General features: G+C 73.3%; 16 protein-coding genes. 13 read left to right on the top strand and 3 right to left on the bottom strand.

Annotated elements, in window-relative coordinates; genetic code table 11:
* Nucleotides 1–61 precede the first annotated feature (61 nt).
* The 4 genes from F0L17_RS04725 (at nucleotide 62) to fabI (ending at nucleotide 2721) form a co-directional block, all read left to right on the top strand.
* On the top strand, nucleotides 62–586 hold the full coding sequence (locus F0L17_RS04725) for a DUF1648 domain-containing protein (protein ID WP_155070088.1): 525 nt from the start codon (nucleotides 62–64) through the stop codon (nucleotides 584–586).
* Between the two features lie 97 nt (nucleotides 587–683).
* Entirely contained in the window at nucleotides 684–905 is a 222-nt protein-coding gene (locus F0L17_RS04720) for a hypothetical protein (protein WP_155070087.1), read from the top strand.
* A gap of 326 nt (nucleotides 906–1231) precedes the next feature.
* A complete protein-coding gene (gene fabG, locus F0L17_RS04715; RefSeq protein WP_155070086.1) occupies nucleotides 1232–1936 on the top strand; it encodes a 3-oxoacyl-[acyl-carrier-protein] reductase in 705 nt (234 codons plus the stop codon).
* Nucleotides 1937–1941: 5 nt separating this feature from the next.
* Nucleotides 1942–2721, top strand: coding sequence for an enoyl-ACP reductase FabI (gene fabI / locus F0L17_RS04710; protein ID WP_155070085.1), 780 nt, complete (start codon nucleotides 1942–1944; stop codon nucleotides 2719–2721).
* A 115-nt stretch (nucleotides 2722–2836) separates the two neighbouring features.
* Here fabI and F0L17_RS04705 read toward each other — a convergent pair whose 3' ends face one another.
* Entirely contained in the window at nucleotides 2837–3541 is a 705-nt protein-coding gene (locus F0L17_RS04705) for a FadR/GntR family transcriptional regulator (protein ID WP_155070084.1), read from the bottom strand.
* A 192-nt stretch (nucleotides 3542–3733) separates the two neighbouring features.
* Between F0L17_RS04705 and F0L17_RS04700 the strand changes: the two genes are divergently transcribed.
* From F0L17_RS04700 to F0L17_RS04690, 4 genes are all read left to right on the top strand, one after another.
* The gene (locus tag F0L17_RS04700) at nucleotides 3734–5065 is read left to right on the top strand and encodes a CynX/NimT family MFS transporter (RefSeq protein WP_155070083.1); all 1332 of its coding nucleotides are present in this window, start codon (nucleotides 3734–3736) and stop codon (nucleotides 5063–5065) included.
* Nucleotides 5066–5081: 16 nt separating this feature from the next.
* Complete coding sequence (locus F0L17_RS27990) at nucleotides 5082–5198, top strand: SGM_5486 family transporter-associated protein (protein WP_274389087.1); 117 nt, start codon at nucleotides 5082–5084, stop codon at nucleotides 5196–5198.
* 165 nt (nucleotides 5199–5363) lie between these two features.
* Nucleotides 5364–5567, top strand: coding sequence for a hypothetical protein (locus F0L17_RS04695; protein ID WP_155070082.1), 204 nt, complete (start codon nucleotides 5364–5366; stop codon nucleotides 5565–5567).
* Nucleotides 5568–5680: 113 nt separating this feature from the next.
* The gene (locus F0L17_RS04690) at nucleotides 5681–6205 is read left to right on the top strand and encodes a SixA phosphatase family protein (protein ID WP_155070081.1); all 525 of its coding nucleotides are present in this window, start codon (nucleotides 5681–5683) and stop codon (nucleotides 6203–6205) included.
* An 87-nt stretch (nucleotides 6206–6292) separates the two neighbouring features.
* On the opposite strand, the gene serB is transcribed toward F0L17_RS04690, so the two are convergent.
* Entirely contained in the window at nucleotides 6293–7531 is a 1239-nt protein-coding gene (gene serB, locus F0L17_RS04685) for a phosphoserine phosphatase SerB (RefSeq protein WP_155070080.1), read from the bottom strand.
* Nucleotides 7532–7827: 296 nt separating this feature from the next.
* Here serB and F0L17_RS04680 point away from each other — a divergent pair, with 296 nt between their 5' ends.
* The 3 genes from F0L17_RS04680 (at nucleotide 7828) to F0L17_RS04670 (ending at nucleotide 12308) form a co-directional block, all read left to right on the top strand.
* The gene (locus tag F0L17_RS04680; protein WP_162465794.1) at nucleotides 7828–10305 is read left to right on the top strand and encodes an FHA domain-containing protein; all 2478 of its coding nucleotides are present in this window, start codon (nucleotides 7828–7830) and stop codon (nucleotides 10303–10305) included.
* Nucleotides 10306–10519: 214 nt separating this feature from the next.
* Nucleotides 10520–11677 carry a GAF domain-containing sensor histidine kinase gene (locus tag F0L17_RS04675; protein ID WP_155070079.1) on the top strand — a complete coding sequence of 386 codons (1158 nt, stop codon included), beginning with the start codon at nucleotides 10520–10522 and terminating at the stop codon, nucleotides 11675–11677.
* Entirely contained in the window at nucleotides 11670–12308 is a 639-nt protein-coding gene (locus tag F0L17_RS04670) for a response regulator (protein ID WP_162465793.1), read from the top strand. Before F0L17_RS04675 ends, F0L17_RS04670 begins: the two co-directional genes overlap by 8 nt.
* 145 nt (nucleotides 12309–12453) lie before the next feature.
* On the opposite strand, the gene F0L17_RS04665 is transcribed toward F0L17_RS04670, so the two are convergent.
* Nucleotides 12454–13242 (bottom strand): hypothetical protein, encoded by a 789-nt coding sequence (locus F0L17_RS04665; protein WP_155070078.1) that lies wholly within the window; start codon nucleotides 13240–13242, stop codon nucleotides 12454–12456.
* A 108-nt stretch (nucleotides 13243–13350) separates the two neighbouring features.
* Between F0L17_RS04665 and F0L17_RS04660 the strand changes: the two genes are divergently transcribed.
* Complete coding sequence (locus F0L17_RS04660; RefSeq protein ID WP_155070077.1) at nucleotides 13351–14142, top strand: ABC transporter ATP-binding protein; 792 nt, start codon at nucleotides 13351–13353, stop codon at nucleotides 14140–14142.
* A 21-nt stretch (nucleotides 14143–14163) separates the two neighbouring features.
* A complete protein-coding gene (locus F0L17_RS04655) occupies nucleotides 14164–14586 on the top strand; it encodes an NfeD family protein (protein WP_162465792.1) in 423 nt (140 codons plus the stop codon).
* The last annotated feature ends 62 nt before the right edge of the window (nucleotides 14587–14648 follow it).

Below are 14648 nucleotides of genomic sequence, written 5' to 3'. Positions count from 1 at the left end.
CCTACCCTTGTGGGGGCGCGGGGACACCGACCGAGCCGAGGGCGAGGACGAGGGGGCGGGGATGAGCGACGCGGACCGGCCGGACTTCCCCTGGCGGTGGCTGTTGCCGTCACTGGCCCTCCTGCTGTGCCTGACGGTCTGGGGGATCGGGATCTATCCGCGACTGCCCGAGAGGGTGCCGCAGCACATCGGCCCGGACGGGATCGACGCCTGGACGGAAAAGTCCGTCGGCGCGGTCTTCGTCCCCGTCTTCGTCCACGCCGGGAACGTCGCGCTGACGGCGGCCGTCGCGGCGGCGACGCTGCGCATGCGTCCGGCGGACGAGATCCCTCCCGGGCAGCGGGCCTCCGCCCTGGTCAACCGCCCGTCCACCCGCGCCTCGGCGGCTCGGACGGCCAGGGCGACGCTCCAGTTGGCCCTCTGCATCGGTCTGTCGCTCGCCGTGACGTGCGCGGTGATGTGGCGCACCGAACCGGATCCGCACGTGCCCGCCTGGCTGTTCGCCGCGGTGCTCGCCCCGGTCGCCCTCGGAGTCGTTCTCGTCCTCGCCGCGGCCGTTCGGGACCGCCGTGAGCGGCGGAAGTGACCCGAGCACCGGTGTGTCGCCGCGGCGACCGGGGTACTCGCGGCGGCGCCGGCCCGCGACCGGGACCGGCGCGAGGAGCGGGAGAGGGAGGCGCGCCATGAGCGACTACTCGGGGCCCTACGACGGCAGGCAGCACGACCCGTCCGAAATGAGGACCGACGCCGGCGAGAAGGAGAAGGAACGTCGCTCCGAGAGGGAGGACCGGCCCGCCGGGAGCCGGCGCGACCGCCCCGGCGACGAGGGGGAGGGCGAGGAAGGCGGGGAGGGGAGCGTGAACCGGGGCGCCGGTGGGGCCGCCGTCACCGAGACACCGGACTGACCGGGGCGCCGGACCGCTGACGGGCGCCTCCGGCCGTCCCCGACCGGCGGTCCCGTGCGTCCTCGGAGCCGGACCGTCGGCCGAGGACGGCGAGAACGTGCGAGGAGGGGGCGTGGCGCCGCGGAACGCCGTGTGATCGGAGGATCCTCGTACGGTCGCCGCCGGAGGCGGGCGGTGAGTGCGAGTGCGCCTCGTGGAGCGGGGCGGCTTTCTGTAGGAATCCCACAGGGCCCCGGCAGAGCCCCTGTCGGGGCCCCGTTCTCCGACACGGGGAGCCGAGCGATAGCTTTTCCGGGAGTACCTGCTCCCTACGGAAGGGTGTCCTCTTGAGCCGCTCGGTTCTCGTCACCGGAGGCAACCGCGGCATCGGCCTCGCCATTGCCCGTGCTTTCGCCGACGCAGGCGACAAGGTCGCCGTCACCTACCGCTCCGGCGAGCCCCCCGAGGGATTCTGCGCCGTCAAGTGCGACATCACCGACCCGGAGCAGGTGGAGCAGGCGTACAAGGAGGTCGAGGAGCGGCAGGGCCCGGTCCAGGTGCTGGTCGCCAACGCCGGTGTCACCCGCGACCAGTTGCTGTTGCGGATGTCGGAAGAGGACTTCGGCTCCGTGCTGGAGACCAACCTCACCGGCACCTTCCGGGTCGTCAAGCGGGCCGCCCGGGGCATGCTCCGCGCCCGTACGGGCCGCATCGTGCTGATCTCCTCCGTCGTCGGCCTGCTGGGGTCGGCGGGGCAGGCCAACTACGCGGCCTCCAAGGCCGGCCTGGTGGGTTTCGCCCGCTCCCTCGCCCGTGAGCTGGGCTCCCGCAACATCACCTGCAACGTGGTCGCGCCGGGGTTCGTGGACACCGACATGACGCGCGCGCTCGGCGACGAGCAGCGCGAGAAGATCGTCGGTCAGGTCCCGCTGGGCCGGTACGCCCGGCCCGAGGAGGTCGCCTCCTCGGTGCGTTTCCTGGCCTCGGAGGAGGCCGCGTACATCACCGGAGCCGTCATTCCCGTGGACGGCGGATTGGGTATGGGTCACTGAACGCCATGAGTGGACTTCTCGCCGGAAAGCGCATCCTCGTCACCGGGGTGCTCACCGACTCCTCCATCGCCTTCCACGTCGCCAGGCTCGCCCAGGAAGAGGGTGCCGAGGTCGTCCTCACCGGTTTCGGGCGGCTGACACTGGTGCAGCGGATCGCCAGGCGGCTGCCCAAGGAGGCGCCGGTGATCGAGCTGGACGTGCAGAACAAGGAGCACCTGGACACCCTGGCCGACAAGGTCGCCGAGCACCTCGGCGAAGGGGTCGGGCTGGACGGCGTCGTGCACTCCATCGGTTTCGCGCCGCAGGACGCGCTCGGCGGCAACTTCCTCAACACCGAGTGGGAGTCGGTGGCCACCGCGGTCGAGGTCTCGGCGTACTCGCTGAAGTCGCTGACGATGGCCCTGCTGCCGCTGCTCGAACAGCGCGGCGGTTCGGTCGTCGGGATGGACTTCGACGCGCAGGTGGCCTGGCCCAAGTACGACTGGATGGGCGTGGCCAAGGCCGCCCTGGAGTCCACCTCGCGCTACCTCGCCCGGGACCTGGGGCACAGGAACATCCGCTGCAACCTGGTGTCCGCCGGCCCCATCAAGTCCATGGCGGCCAAGTCCATCCCCGGCTTCGAGGAGCTGGCGGACGTGTGGAACACCCGTGCTCCCATCGGCTGGGACCTCACCGATCCCGAGCCCGCCGCGCGCGGTGTGGTGGCCCTGCTCTCGGACTGGTTCCCCAAGACGACGGGCGAGATCGTGCACGTGGACGGCGGCGTCCACATGATGGGCGCCTGATCGCCCGCCTTCCGGGCCGAGTCCCCCGGTTCCGCACCGCCGGAGCCGGGGGACTCGGCGTCCTGCCGGGCCCCGGTGCGTCGCCTGACGTCCTCGTGGGGCGCCGGGGGAGGGGTCAGCCGGAGGCCCCGGTACGGTTCCCGCCCGCCGTGGAGTCGCCGCTGCAGGTTCGAGCGTAGGAGCCCGCCTCGCGCGCCGCCGTCTCCGCGTCGTGGACGGCGATCGCCTCCACCAGACGTCCGTGGTCCATGTACTCCTCGGGGCGCAGCTCCTCGCCCACGCCGTGGCGGAGGAAGGCGCGCAGGACCGTGCCCAGGTCCGCGTAGAGCGCCGTGATCACCTCGTTGTGGGAGGCCCGCACGATCGCCAGGTGCAGCGTGACGTCCGCCTCCACGAACCGTTCCACCTCGCCGGTGCCCCAGGCGGCCTCACGGCGCCGCAGCAGGGCCCGCAGCTGGCGCAGGTCCTGCTCGGTGCGGCGGTGCGCCGCCAGGCGGGCGGCCTCCGCCTCCAGCATCGACCGCAGCTCGGCCACGTGCCGCGGGTCGGCGTCCGCGAAGCGCCGGTGCATCACTCCGGCCAGTTCGCTGGTCGCCACCACGTAGGTGCCCGAGCCCTGCCGGATGTCCAGCAGCCCGTTGTGGGCGAGGGCGCGCACGGCCTCGCGCACGGTGTTGCGGGCCACGCCGAGCTGCTCCACCAGCTCGGGCTCGGTCGGGATGCGGGAGCCCACCGGCCACTCGCCGGAGGTGATCTGGTCGCGCAGCGCCTCGATCACCTGGTCGGCCAGGGCGGAGCGGCGGGGCGAGGTCAGGGGCATGGCACTTCCCTGTTCGGCTTCGGTGGACACGGCGGGCGCCGTGGGGGCGGGTGTGCGGAGTCGCGGGGGTACGGGGGTACGGGGGTACGGGGGTACGGGAACATGGTCGTACGGCGGCGCGGTCGGACGGAGCGGAAGAGCGGGGAAACCGCGGGCCGCCCCTAATCATCCGATGATTCTATGATGGTCCCCATGGCCGACGATCCCGTGACCACCAGCCGCCGAACGAGCGGGGACACCCCGAACAGCGTAGGCGCCGCCCCCGCCGAGAACGCGGACGCGGCGGCCCCCCGGTGGGCGCGGTGGCTGCCGGTCGCGGGCCTCGTCCTGGTGGCCTTCAACCTCCGCCCCGCCATCACCGGACTCGGTCCCCTGCTGGCGGAGGTCCGCACCGCCCTGGGGATGAACGGCACCGTCGCCGGTCTGCTGACCTCCGCGCCCGCGCTCTGCTTCGCCGTCTTCGGCAGCGTCGCCCCCCGGCTGGCCCGCAGCCGGGGACCGTCCGCCGTCGTGCTCGCCGGGACGGCCGCCGTCACCGCGGGGCTGGCGCTGCGCCCCCTGGCGGGCGGCACCGGAGGATTCCTGGCCGCCAGCGCGCTCGCCCTGGCGGGCATCGCGGCCTGCAACGTCCTGCTGCCCGTGATCGTCAAGCAGCGCTTCCCCGACCGCACCGGCCCGATGACCGGCCTGTACTCCATGGCGCTCTCCCTGGGCACCGCGACCGCCGCGGCCCTCACCGTCCCGGTGACGGAGACGCTGGGCGGCGACTGGCGGCTGGGACTGGGAATGTGGGCGCTGCCCGGGGCGCTCGCGCTGTCGGTCTGGCTGCCGATCACGCGCGAGGCCCGCCGTCGCGCCGCACGCCCCACCACGGCCCCCGGCCCCGGCGGCCCCGGCGGGAGCGAGGGCGGCCGGAGCGACGCGGACGGCGGTGCGGCCTCCGGCGTCCGCATCACCCGCTCCGCCACGGCCTGGGCGCTCGGGATCTTCTTCGGCTTCCAGGCCACCGCGGCCTACATCACCATGGGCTGGCTGCCGCAGATCTTCCGCGACGCCGGGGTCCCCGCCGCCACCGCGGGGTTGCTCCTCGCCGTCACCATGGGCCTGGGCATCCCCCTGTCCTTCGTTCTGCCCCGGATCGCCGCCCGGCTCGGCCACCAGGGTCCCCTCGCCGCCACCCTCGCCCTGTGCGGGCTGGGCGGATACGCCGGACTGTGGTTCGCGCCGGCGCAGGGCGCCTGGGCCTGGGCCCTGCTGCTGGGCGTCTCCAACTGCGCCTTCCCGCTCGTCCTGACCCTGATCGGCATGCGGGCGCGCACCGGCGCCGGGGTCGCGAGGCTCTCGGCCTTCGCCCAGGGCACCGGCTACCTCATCTCCATCCCCGGGCCGCTGCTGGTCGGCTCCCTCCACCAGCACACCGGGGGCTGGCACGCGCCGCTGGCCCTGATGGCGGCCCTGATGGTCGCCCAACTCGCGGCCGGCCTGCTGGCGGGGCGGGACCGGTACGTCGAGGACGGGGACTGAGTGCGACACTGGGCACATGCCAGTGCTCGAACCCGACCCGCCCAACGGTCAGAAGAAGCTGCTCGTCGTCCTCGGAGCGATGCTCGGCATCACGGTCGTCATCGGAGTCTTCGCCGCCGTCATCGCCCCCTGACCGCCGGCCCCGACCGCCTCGTGGTGGGGCTGCCCCCACCAACCCCTAGGGGGCGGGACTCAGGGGGCAATGGGTGGATCACTGGATGGGAACGCCGCCCCCGGATCCGTAGCGTCGAAGGTGCGACAGACCACGAGCTGCGGAAGACGACGGAGGCGAGTTCCGATGGCGGCCCACGCACCTCCCCGGACCACCCGGCGGACGGCGGACGGTGGTGACGCGCGGCTGCCCTGGTGGGCCCTGACGCTGCCCGCCGTCGTCTTCGCCGCGCTGCTGTCCCTGCTCGTCGGCGGCGAGGCGCAGGCCGCCGAGTCGCCGCAGTACCTCGGCCGGCTCCTGGAGTACTTCCGGCACCTGCTGTCCGGGTGAACCGGCCGGCGGCCTCGCGGCCCGCGGGAAGAGCGGACAACCGCACGTCACCCGGTGGGGGAAGGTCCCCAACTCCCCGCGCCTCAGGCCGCCATTCGTGCGAAGCTGGACGCATGAGCGTCGATGTGCCCCGCAGGATCGTCATCTTCCGACACGCCAAAGCCGACTGGCCCCCGCAGGTGCCCGACCACGACAGGCCGCTCGCGGAACGGGGCCGCAAGGACGCCCCGCTCGCGGGCCGCTGGCTCGCCGCGAGCGGCATCCTCCCCCAGTTCGCCCTCTGCTCCACCGCCACCCGCACCCGCGAGACGTGGAAGCTGGCCGCCCACGAGTTGCCGAAGCGGCCGAGGACGGTGTACGAGGAGCGACTCTACGAGGCCGTGCTCGGGCAGCTGATCGAGGTGGTCAACGAGGTGCCGGACGACGTACGGGACCTCCTGCTCATCGGCCACAACCCCGGGATGCACGCGCTGGCCGACGCCCTGGCGAACGAGGCCGAGGAAGAGGCCAGGAGCCGCCTGGACCGCGTCGGGTTCCCCACCTCCGCCATAGCGGTGATCTCCTTCACCGGCTCGTGGAAGTCCGTCGAACTCGGCGTCGGCCGCCTGGAGGCCCACTGGGCGCCGCACGACGAGTAGGGCGACGGAGACGGACGGAGCGGGGGAACGGGGGAGGGCGCGGCGCCCGTCGCCCGCGCGGGTCGATCGCCCCCCGGCCGTCCCCGGTCATCCCTGGCCGGAGTCGGCGGCCTCGACCTCCTCGCGCGTGATGCCCAGCAGGTACAGCACGGTGTCCAGGAAGGGCACGTTCACCGCCGTGTGCGCCGCCTCCCGCACCATCGGCTTGGCGTTGAACGCGACGCCGAGCCCGGCGGTGTTGAGCATGTCCAGGTCGTTGGCGCCGTCGCCGATCGCCACGGTCTGGGCGAGCGGCACCCCGGCCTCCTCGGCGAAGCGGCGCAACAGACGCGCCTTGCCCGCCCGGTCCACCACCTCGCCCACGACCCGGCCGGTCAGCCGGCCGTCGACGATCTCCAGGGTGTTGGCCGAGGCGAAGTCCAGCCCCAGCCGTTCCTTGAGGTCGTCGGTGACCTGCGTGAACCCACCCGAGACCACCCCCACCTGGTAGCCGAGGCGTTTGAGGGTGCGGATGAGGGTACGGGCCCCCGGCGTCAGCCTGACCTCGGAACGCACCTTGTCCACGACCGATTCGTCCAGCCCCTCCAACAGCGCCACCCGGGCGTGCAGCGACTGCTCGAAGTCCAGCTCGCCGCGCATCGCCGCGGCGGTCACCTCGGTGACCTTCTCCGCACAGCCCGCGTGGGCCGCGAACAGCTCGATCACCTCGTCCTGGATGAGCGTGGAGTCCACGTCCATCACCACCAGGCGCTGCGCCCGGCGGTGCAGCCCGGCGGCGACCACGGCGACGTCCACCCCCAGGGCCGCCGACTCGGGCGCCAGGGCGGTGCGCAGCGCCTCGGTCTCCGCGCCCGACACGGCGAACTCCACGGCCGTCACCGGATACTTCGCGAGCCGGAAGATCCGGTCGATGTTGCCGCCCACCCCGGTTATCCGGGAGGCGATGGCGGACGTCGCCTCGGCCGTCAGCGGGTGGCCCAACACGGTGACGTGGGAGCGTCCGGTGCCGCGCGGCCGATTGTCGCCCCGTCCGGAGATGATCTCGGCCTGGAGCCGCAACGACTCCGCCCAGGTGTGCACGGTCGCCCGCAGCTCCCCCTCGGCGCCGCTCCCGGACGGGGTGGTGACCAGGGCGCACAGGGTGATGCGACCCCGGGTGACGACCTGCTCGATGTCTATGACGTCCAGGGAGTGGGCGGCCAGCGTCTCGAAGAGTCCTGCGGTGATGCCCGGCCGGTCCTTGCCGAAGATCTTCACCAGGAGGGTGGGGGTGTCCTCGCCGGCGGTGGCGCCGGGGACGGGCGTCGGGGTCTGCGAAGCGCTCATGATGATCCCTACGGTATCGAGCACCGAAGCGGTTCCGTACGCACGTCCGTACCCCGGACACCCCCGTCCAGGCCCGGCCGTTCCCGGCGGCGGAGCCCGACCGCGTCGGTGTCGCGCGCCCCGCCCACCGGCCGAGAGCGGACGGTCGCGGAACCGCCACAGTCCGCCGGGGCGACTTTCTGAGCGGGTCGGGCGCCTGGAATAGTTCCTCCACGATCGTTCGCCATCCCTAGACCTCCCCTCGGGCCGTCCGGCCGTCGGGAGGTGGCTCGGGGGACAACTTTGTGGGGCATGGAGTGCCGGAACTCGTACTGGAACTGAACGGACGGACCTGGACGCTCGACCCGTCCAGGTCCTACACCCTGGGACGCGATCCGCAGGGCGACCTCGTGGTGGAGGATGCCAGGGTCTCCTGGCGGCACGCCACGCTGAGTCGGGACGGCGGTGTCTGGGTCCTGGAGGACCACGGCAGCACCAACGGCACCTACGCGCGGGGGCAACGGGTCCGACGGCTGGAGGTGGGCGCGGACTCGGTGGTGCACCTGGGCAACGCCGTCGACGGGCCCCGACTGGTCTTCTCCGCCCAGGCACCGAGCCCGACCGCGGCCGCCGCCGGGGCGGCAGCCGCGCCGCAGGTGTCCGGCGGCGAGCCCGTGGCGCGGCCGCGGCACGCCGGCCCCGGCTGGGGGCAGCCGGCCCCGCAGCCGCAGGGCGCGGTGCCCCGGCAGGGTGGCGCCCCCGCCCAGGGGGACCACCGCAGCCCGACCACCTTCCACCGGCTCTCGTTGGGGCGGGTGATGCGGATCGGCCGTGCGCTGGAGAACGACCTGGTCGTCTCCGACCTCCAGGTGTCCCGCCACCACGCGGAGTTCCGGGCCACGCCCGACGGCCGTTTCGAGATCCGTGACCTCGGCAGCCACAACGGCACGTACGTCAACGGCCAGCCGCTGCCCAAGTCCGGCTCGGCGCTCATCGGCCCCGACGACACCGTCGGGATCGGCCACTCGGCCTTCCGAGTGGTGGGCGACCGGTTGGAGGAGTTCGTCGACACCGGCGAGGTGACCTTCTCCGCCCGCCACCTGACGGTGAAGGTCGACGGGGGCAAGGTGATCCTCGACGACGTCACCTTCGGCGTCCCCGAGAAGTCCCTGGTGGCCGTCATCGGCCCGTCCGGCTCGGGGAAGTCCACGCTGCTGCGCGCCCTCACCGGCTACCGTCCGGCCGACGTCGGCGAGGTGCTCTACGACAACCGCGACCTCTACAAGCAGTTCGCCGAGCTGCGTCAGCGCATCGGCCTGGTCCCGCAGGACGACATCCTCCACAAGGAACTGACCATCCGCACCGCCCTCCGCTACGCGGCCAGGCTGCGCTTCCCCGGCGACGTCGCCGAGGCCGAGCGCGACAAGCGGATCGAGGAGGTGCTGGCCGAGCTCAAGCTCGACATCCACGCGAACAAGAGGATCACCTCCCTCTCCGGCGGCCAGCGCAAGCGCGTCTCGGTCGCCCTGGAACTGCTCACCAAGCCGTCGCTGATCTTCCTGGACGAGCCCACCTCCGGCCTGGACCCGGGCATGGACCGCGACGTGATGAAGCTGCTGCGCGAGCTGGCCGACGACGGCCGCACCGTGCTGGTGGTCACCCACTCGGTGGCCGAGCTGGGGCTGTGCGACCGGGTCCTGGTGATGGCGCCCGGCGGTGGCGTGGCCTACTTCGGCCCGCCGGAGGAGGCCCTGAACTTCTTCGGCTACGAGAGCTGGGCCGATGTCTTCTCCGCCTTCGAGAACTACCGCGACTACGACTGGAAGGGCCGCTGGCTCGGCTCCCAGCACTACCGGCTCTACGCGGCCGAGCTCGACGCCGCCGCCCCGCAGGCGCGGCCGCTCCCCGGCGGGCCGTCCGCCCCGCCGACGTCCAGGCCGCCCAAACCGCAGAGCTGGGGCTCGCAGCTGTGGACCCTCACCCGGCGCTACGCGACGGTCATCGCCTCGGACAAGGGCTTCCTGGCGTTGATGGTGATCCTGCCCGTGATCCTGGGCGCGGTCGGCGCCGTGATCCCCAACGAGCACGGTCTGCGGGCCAACCCCAACCCCGCGGGGTTCAACCAGCTCGCGGGCGCGATCCTGCTGGTCCTCGCGGTCGGCATGTGCCTGGCCGGAGCGGCCAACTCGGTGCGCGAGCTGGTCAAGGAACGGGTCATCTACGAACGCGAGCGGGCCACCGGTCTGTCCCGGTCCGCGTACCTGATGTCCAAGGTGATCGTCCTGGGGCTGATCACCGCGTTCCAGGGCGTGGTCCTGTGCGCCATCGGCCTCTCGGCGCGCGAACTGCCCGACGAGGGCCTGTTCCTGCCCACGGCCGTCGAACTGTGCCTGGGGATCATCGCGTTCGGCTTCACCTCGATGATGTTCGGCCTGGTGATCTCCTCGCTGGTGAAGACCTCCGAGATGACCATGCCGCTGCTGGTGGGCTTCGCGATCGTCCAGTTGGTCTTCACCGGCGTGCTCTTCCAGGTCTTCGACGCGCCCGGCATCGAACAGATCGCCTGGCTGATGCCCTCGCGCTGGGCGATGGGCGTGCTCGGTGCCACCGTCGACCTGTCCCACACCATGGCCCCCTGGGACCGGGAGAACCCCACCAACCTCGACCCGCTGTGGGAGCACAGCGCGGGCGTGTGGGCCGTGGACATGGCGGTCCTGCTCGCGATCGGGGTCGTCTGCGGCATCGCGGTGGCCCGGCTCCTGCGTCGCCACGAGCCGGAGGTCATGCGCAAGTAACCGTCGCCCCACACCCCGGCCCCCCGCGGCCGGCACGGCCCGCCCCGTCCGCCCCGTCGGCCCCGTCCGGCGGGGCGGACGCGTCCCACCCGGCCCCCCGCGGCGCCCCGCGGCACGACGACCCCGACGGGGGCCGGAAGTCCTACGACCACCGCCCGGCCGGCGGGTCCGGCGGACCGATCCGGCCCCCGGTGCCCGCCGGTACCGTGGCCGCATGCGCTCCCGAACCGGGCTCGCGGCCGTCAGCGCCGCGCTGCTGGCCATGAACCGGCAACTGACGGTGCGTGACGTCCTGCAGACGATCGTCACCTCCGCCCGCGACCTCCTGGACGCCGAGTACGCCGCGCTCGGCGTCTCCGACGACCGCGGCGGCTTCGCTCGGTTCGTCGTCGCCGGGGTCGACGACGAGCAGTGGAAGGCGATCGGACCACTGCCCCGTCAGCACGGCGTCCTCGCCGCCATGCTGCGCGACGCCGCCCCGCAGCGGCTCGCCGACGTCCGTCTCGACCCCCGTTTCCAGGGCTGGCCGGCGGCCCACCCGGAGCTGGCCGACTTCCTGGGCATGCCGGTGGCCGACGGCGAGGAGGTGCTCGGCGCCCTCTTCCTCGCCAACAAACGCGGGACGGCCGACCGACCGCACGGGCATCCGGCGGGCGAGTGCGGCTTCACCGAGGAGGACGAGGAGCTGCTGCGCGTCCTCGCCGAGCACGCCGCCATCGCGCTGACCAACGCCCGCCTCCACGAGCGCAGCCGCGAACTGACCATCGCCGGGGAGCGCGCCCGCATCGCCCACGAACTGCACGACGCCGTCTCGCAGAAGCTGTTCTCCCTGCGGCTCACCGCCCAGGCCGCCGGCACGCTGGTCGACCGGGACCCCGCCCGGGCCAAGGAGGAGCTGCGCCAGGTGGCGGCACTGGCCGCCGAGGCCGCCGACGAGCTGCGGTCCACCGTCGTCGACCTGCGCCCGGCGGCGCTGGAGGACGACGGCCTGGTCGCCGCCCTGCACTCCCAGGTGCGGGTGCTGGATCGGGCGCACGGGGCCTCCCTCACCTTCGACAGTCAGGAGGTGAGGGCACTGCCCGCGGACCGGGAGGAGGCGATGCTGCGCGTGGCCCAGGAGGCCCTGCACAACGCCCTGCGGCACTCCGGCGCCGAACGTGTCGCGGTCTCCCTCGTCCGACGCGGTACCGCCGTCGTCCTGCGAGTGGCCGACGACGGACGCGGTTTCGACCCCGCGGCGGTCCGCGGCGCCGGACGTCACCTGGGCCTGGTGTCGATGCGGGACCGGGCGGCCGCGGTCGGCGGCACCCTGACGGTGGAGTCGGAGCCCGGCAAGGGCACCGCGGTGGAGATGGAGGTACCCGGTGACTGACACGATCAGGGTCCTGCTGGTGGACGACCACCAGGTCGTGCGCCGGGGCCTGCGCACCTTCCTGGAGGTCCAGGACGACATCGAGGTGGTCGGCGAGGCCGCCGACGGGGCCGGGGGAGTGGCCCGCGCCGAGGAGCTGAGGCCGGACGTCGTGCTGATGGACGTGAAGATGCCCGGCACCGACGGCGTCGAGGCGCTGCGCGCGCTGCGGGAGACGGGCAACCCCGCCAGGGTGCTGGTCGTCACCAGCTTCACCGAGCGACGCACCGTCGTCCCCGCCCTGCGCGCCGGGGCGGCCGGCTATCTCCACAAGGACATCGACCCCGACGCGCTGGCCGCGGCGATCCGCTCCGTGCACGCCGGTCACGTCCTGCTCCAGGAGGAGATCGCGCGGGCCCTGCTCTCCCAGGAGGAGGCGGGCGGGTCGGGGCGGGGCACCACCCTGACCGAGCGGGAACGCCAGGTGCTCGCCCTCATCGCCGACGGGCGCTCCAACCGGGAGATCGCACGGCGCCTGGTGCTGTCCGAGAAGACGGTCAAGACACACGTGTCCAACATCCTGATGAAGCTGGACCTCGCCGACCGCACGCAGGCCGCGCTGTGGGCGGTCCGGCACGGCGTGACCGGCTGACCGGGACCCGCCGTGGCGTCGGCCGTGGTGTCGGCCGCGACGGGTCGGCCGAACCGCCGGCGCGGGCACGGGCCGCTCCCCGCCCCCTCCCGAGCCCTCGACGCCCCGGCGACAGGCCGGTCCGGTCCCGACCGTGCGACCGACCTCAGCGCCGCTCGCGCTCCTCCACGTACGCGTTGTACGCCGCCACCTTCGCCCGCCGCGCCGTCCGCTCCACCGGACGCAGCGCCTGCGACCGCGCCGCCATCGCCGCGGCGCTCACCGCGCCGCCGTGCTCCGACCCGTGCGCGATCTCCACCAGCGCGGCCACCCGCTGCGCCAGCTCCAGCACCCGCACCGCGCGGGGCGGGTATCCCGGCGCCAGCAGCCGGCGGCCCGCCTCCGCGCGCGCCCGGTAGGCCGCCAGGGCCGCGTCCGCCACCGGCCCGGATCCGGCCACGTCCAACCGCGTCAGAACCTCCGTCGCCTCGCGCAGCGCCTCCGCCAGCTCCCGTTCGGCCTCCCCCAGCGACGGCACGTCCGCGGGCGGCGCCTCCCGCACCGGCAGGCAGCGCCACACCACTTCGGCGCGTCCCCGTCCGCCCTCCCCGGATCCTCGGTCGGCCGTCTCCGGCACCAGCCCCAGCGCCGCCCCCGAGGCCACCACCGCCTCCCCGACGTCCAGCGCACGGGCGTTGAACTCCGGCGGCCCGCTGAGCCCCAGCGGATGTCCCGGCGCGGGCAGGGCCAGCCGCAGTCCGTACGCCCCCAGGGCGCGCAGCCGGCCGAGCGCGAGGGAGAGGCCCACCTCCCCCGGCTCGTCCGGCAGATCCGCCACCCGGTGCACGGCATCGTCGTCCACGATGCGCGACACGGCGTCGTCAGGGGGGACCAGTCCGGCGAATAGGGCGTTTCCCCAGGCAGTCAGCCGCCCGGAGCGAGGTTCGTCCAGCATGCCCCCAGCCTAAGGACAGCGCGGCGCCGGACGTGGCGTAGGTTTTCCCTGGGGACTGTGCCCACAGGCACAGGCGAACGCTGCGACTGCATTGGGAGACGACGCGCCATGAGCGATGTACTGGAGCTGGTGGACGTATCCGTGGTCCGCGAAGGCCGGGCTCTGGTGGAGGACGTCTCCTGGTCGGTGAAGGAAGGCGAGCGCTGGGTGATCCTGGGCCCCAACGGCGCCGGCAAGACCACTCTCCTCAACATCGCCTCCAGCTACCTCTTCCCGACCTCCGGCACCGCCACCATCCTCGGCGAGCGGCTCGGTGCCGTCGACGTCTTCGAACTGCGCCCCCGCATCGGCATGGCGGGCAGCGCGCTCGCCGACAAGCTGCCGCGCAACCAGACCGTCCTGCAGACGGTCCTCACCGCCGCCTACGGCATGACCGCCGGCTGGCGCGAGCACTACGAGGCCGTCGACGAGGAGCGCGCCCTGGCCTTCCTGGACCGGCTCGGCATGAACGCCTACCTGGACCGGAAGTTCGGCACCCTCTCGGAGGGCGAGCGCAAGCGCACCCAGATCGCCCGCGCGATGATGACCGACCCCGAGCTGCTCCTCCTGGACGAGCCCGCCGCCGGGCTCGACCTCGGCGGCCGCGAGGACCTGGTCCGTCGGCTGGGGCGGCTGGCCCGTGACCCCTACGCCCCTTCGATGATCATGGTGACCCACCACGTCGAGGAGATCCCCCCGGGCTTCACCCACGTGCTGATGATCCGGCAGGGCAAGGTGCTCAGCGCCGGGCCGGTCGAGACGGAGCTGACCTCCGCCAACCTCTCGCGCTGCTTCGGCCTGCCACTGGTCGTGGAGTACAACGCCGGCCGCTGGACGGCTCAGGGTCTCCCACTCGGGTGACCACGGCCCTACCATGACCCTGTGGACGCATGGGTGTGGTGGCTGATAGCCGCGGTAGGACTCGGGATCCCGCTCGTACTGACGGCCATGCCCGAGTTCGGCATGTTCGCGGTGGGGGCCGTCGCCGCCGCGGTCGTCGCGGGGCTGGGCGGGGGAGTGGCGGCCCAGGTGGTGGTCTTCGCGCTGGTGTCGGTCGCGCTCGTCCTCGTCGTGCGCCCCGTGGCCAGACGCTCCCAGCGCCAACGGGTCGAACACCGGACGGGCGTCGACGCCCTCAAGGGCCGTCAGGCCGTCGTTCTGGAGAGGGTCGACGGGGACGGGGGACGGATCAAGCTCGCCGGCGAGATCTGGTCCGCCCGCGCCCTCGACACCGACGCCTCCTACGAACCGGGGCAGCAGGTCGACGTGGTGGAGATCGACGGAGCGACCGCCGTCGTGATGTGATAGCCGGTAACCGCGCGGTCACGCGGGCGGCCGTACGGGCCGTACCGGGGCAGCGCCCAGTC

The organism is Streptomyces taklimakanensis, assembly GCF_009709575.1.
Classification (GTDB): Bacteria; Actinomycetota; Actinomycetes; order Streptomycetales; family Streptomycetaceae; genus Streptomyces; species Streptomyces taklimakanensis.
This window is presented reverse-complemented; position numbering and strand designations above follow the sequence as displayed.

Excerpts from the sequence above, each read along its gene's own strand:
- F0L17_RS04695 (WP_155070082.1), top strand. The coding sequence starts at position 5,364 with ATGGCGGCCCACGCACCTCCCCGGACCACCCGGCGGACGGCGGACGGT.
- F0L17_RS04665 (WP_155070078.1), bottom strand. The coding sequence starts at position 13,242 with ATGCTGGACGAACCTCGCTCCGGGCGGCTGACTGCCTGGGGAAACGCC.
- F0L17_RS04700 (WP_155070083.1), top strand. The coding sequence starts at position 3,734 with ATGGCCGACGATCCCGTGACCACCAGCCGCCGAACGAGCGGGGACACC.
- F0L17_RS27990 (WP_274389087.1), top strand. The coding sequence starts at position 5,082 with ATGCCAGTGCTCGAACCCGACCCGCCCAACGGTCAGAAGAAGCTGCTC.
- F0L17_RS04705 (WP_155070084.1), bottom strand. The coding sequence starts at position 3,541 with ATGCCCCTGACCTCGCCCCGCCGCTCCGCCCTGGCCGACCAGGTGATC.
- F0L17_RS04675 (WP_155070079.1), top strand. The coding sequence starts at position 10,520 with ATGCGCTCCCGAACCGGGCTCGCGGCCGTCAGCGCCGCGCTGCTGGCC.
- F0L17_RS04660 (WP_155070077.1), top strand. The coding sequence starts at position 13,351 with ATGAGCGATGTACTGGAGCTGGTGGACGTATCCGTGGTCCGCGAAGGC.
- serB (WP_155070080.1), bottom strand. The coding sequence starts at position 7,531 with ATGAGCGCTTCGCAGACCCCGACGCCCGTCCCCGGCGCCACCGCCGGC.
- fabI (WP_155070085.1), top strand. The coding sequence starts at position 1,942 with ATGAGTGGACTTCTCGCCGGAAAGCGCATCCTCGTCACCGGGGTGCTC.
- F0L17_RS04725 (WP_155070088.1), top strand. The coding sequence starts at position 62 with ATGAGCGACGCGGACCGGCCGGACTTCCCCTGGCGGTGGCTGTTGCCG.
- F0L17_RS04720 (WP_155070087.1), top strand. The coding sequence starts at position 684 with ATGAGCGACTACTCGGGGCCCTACGACGGCAGGCAGCACGACCCGTCC.
- F0L17_RS04690 (WP_155070081.1), top strand. The coding sequence starts at position 5,681 with ATGAGCGTCGATGTGCCCCGCAGGATCGTCATCTTCCGACACGCCAAA.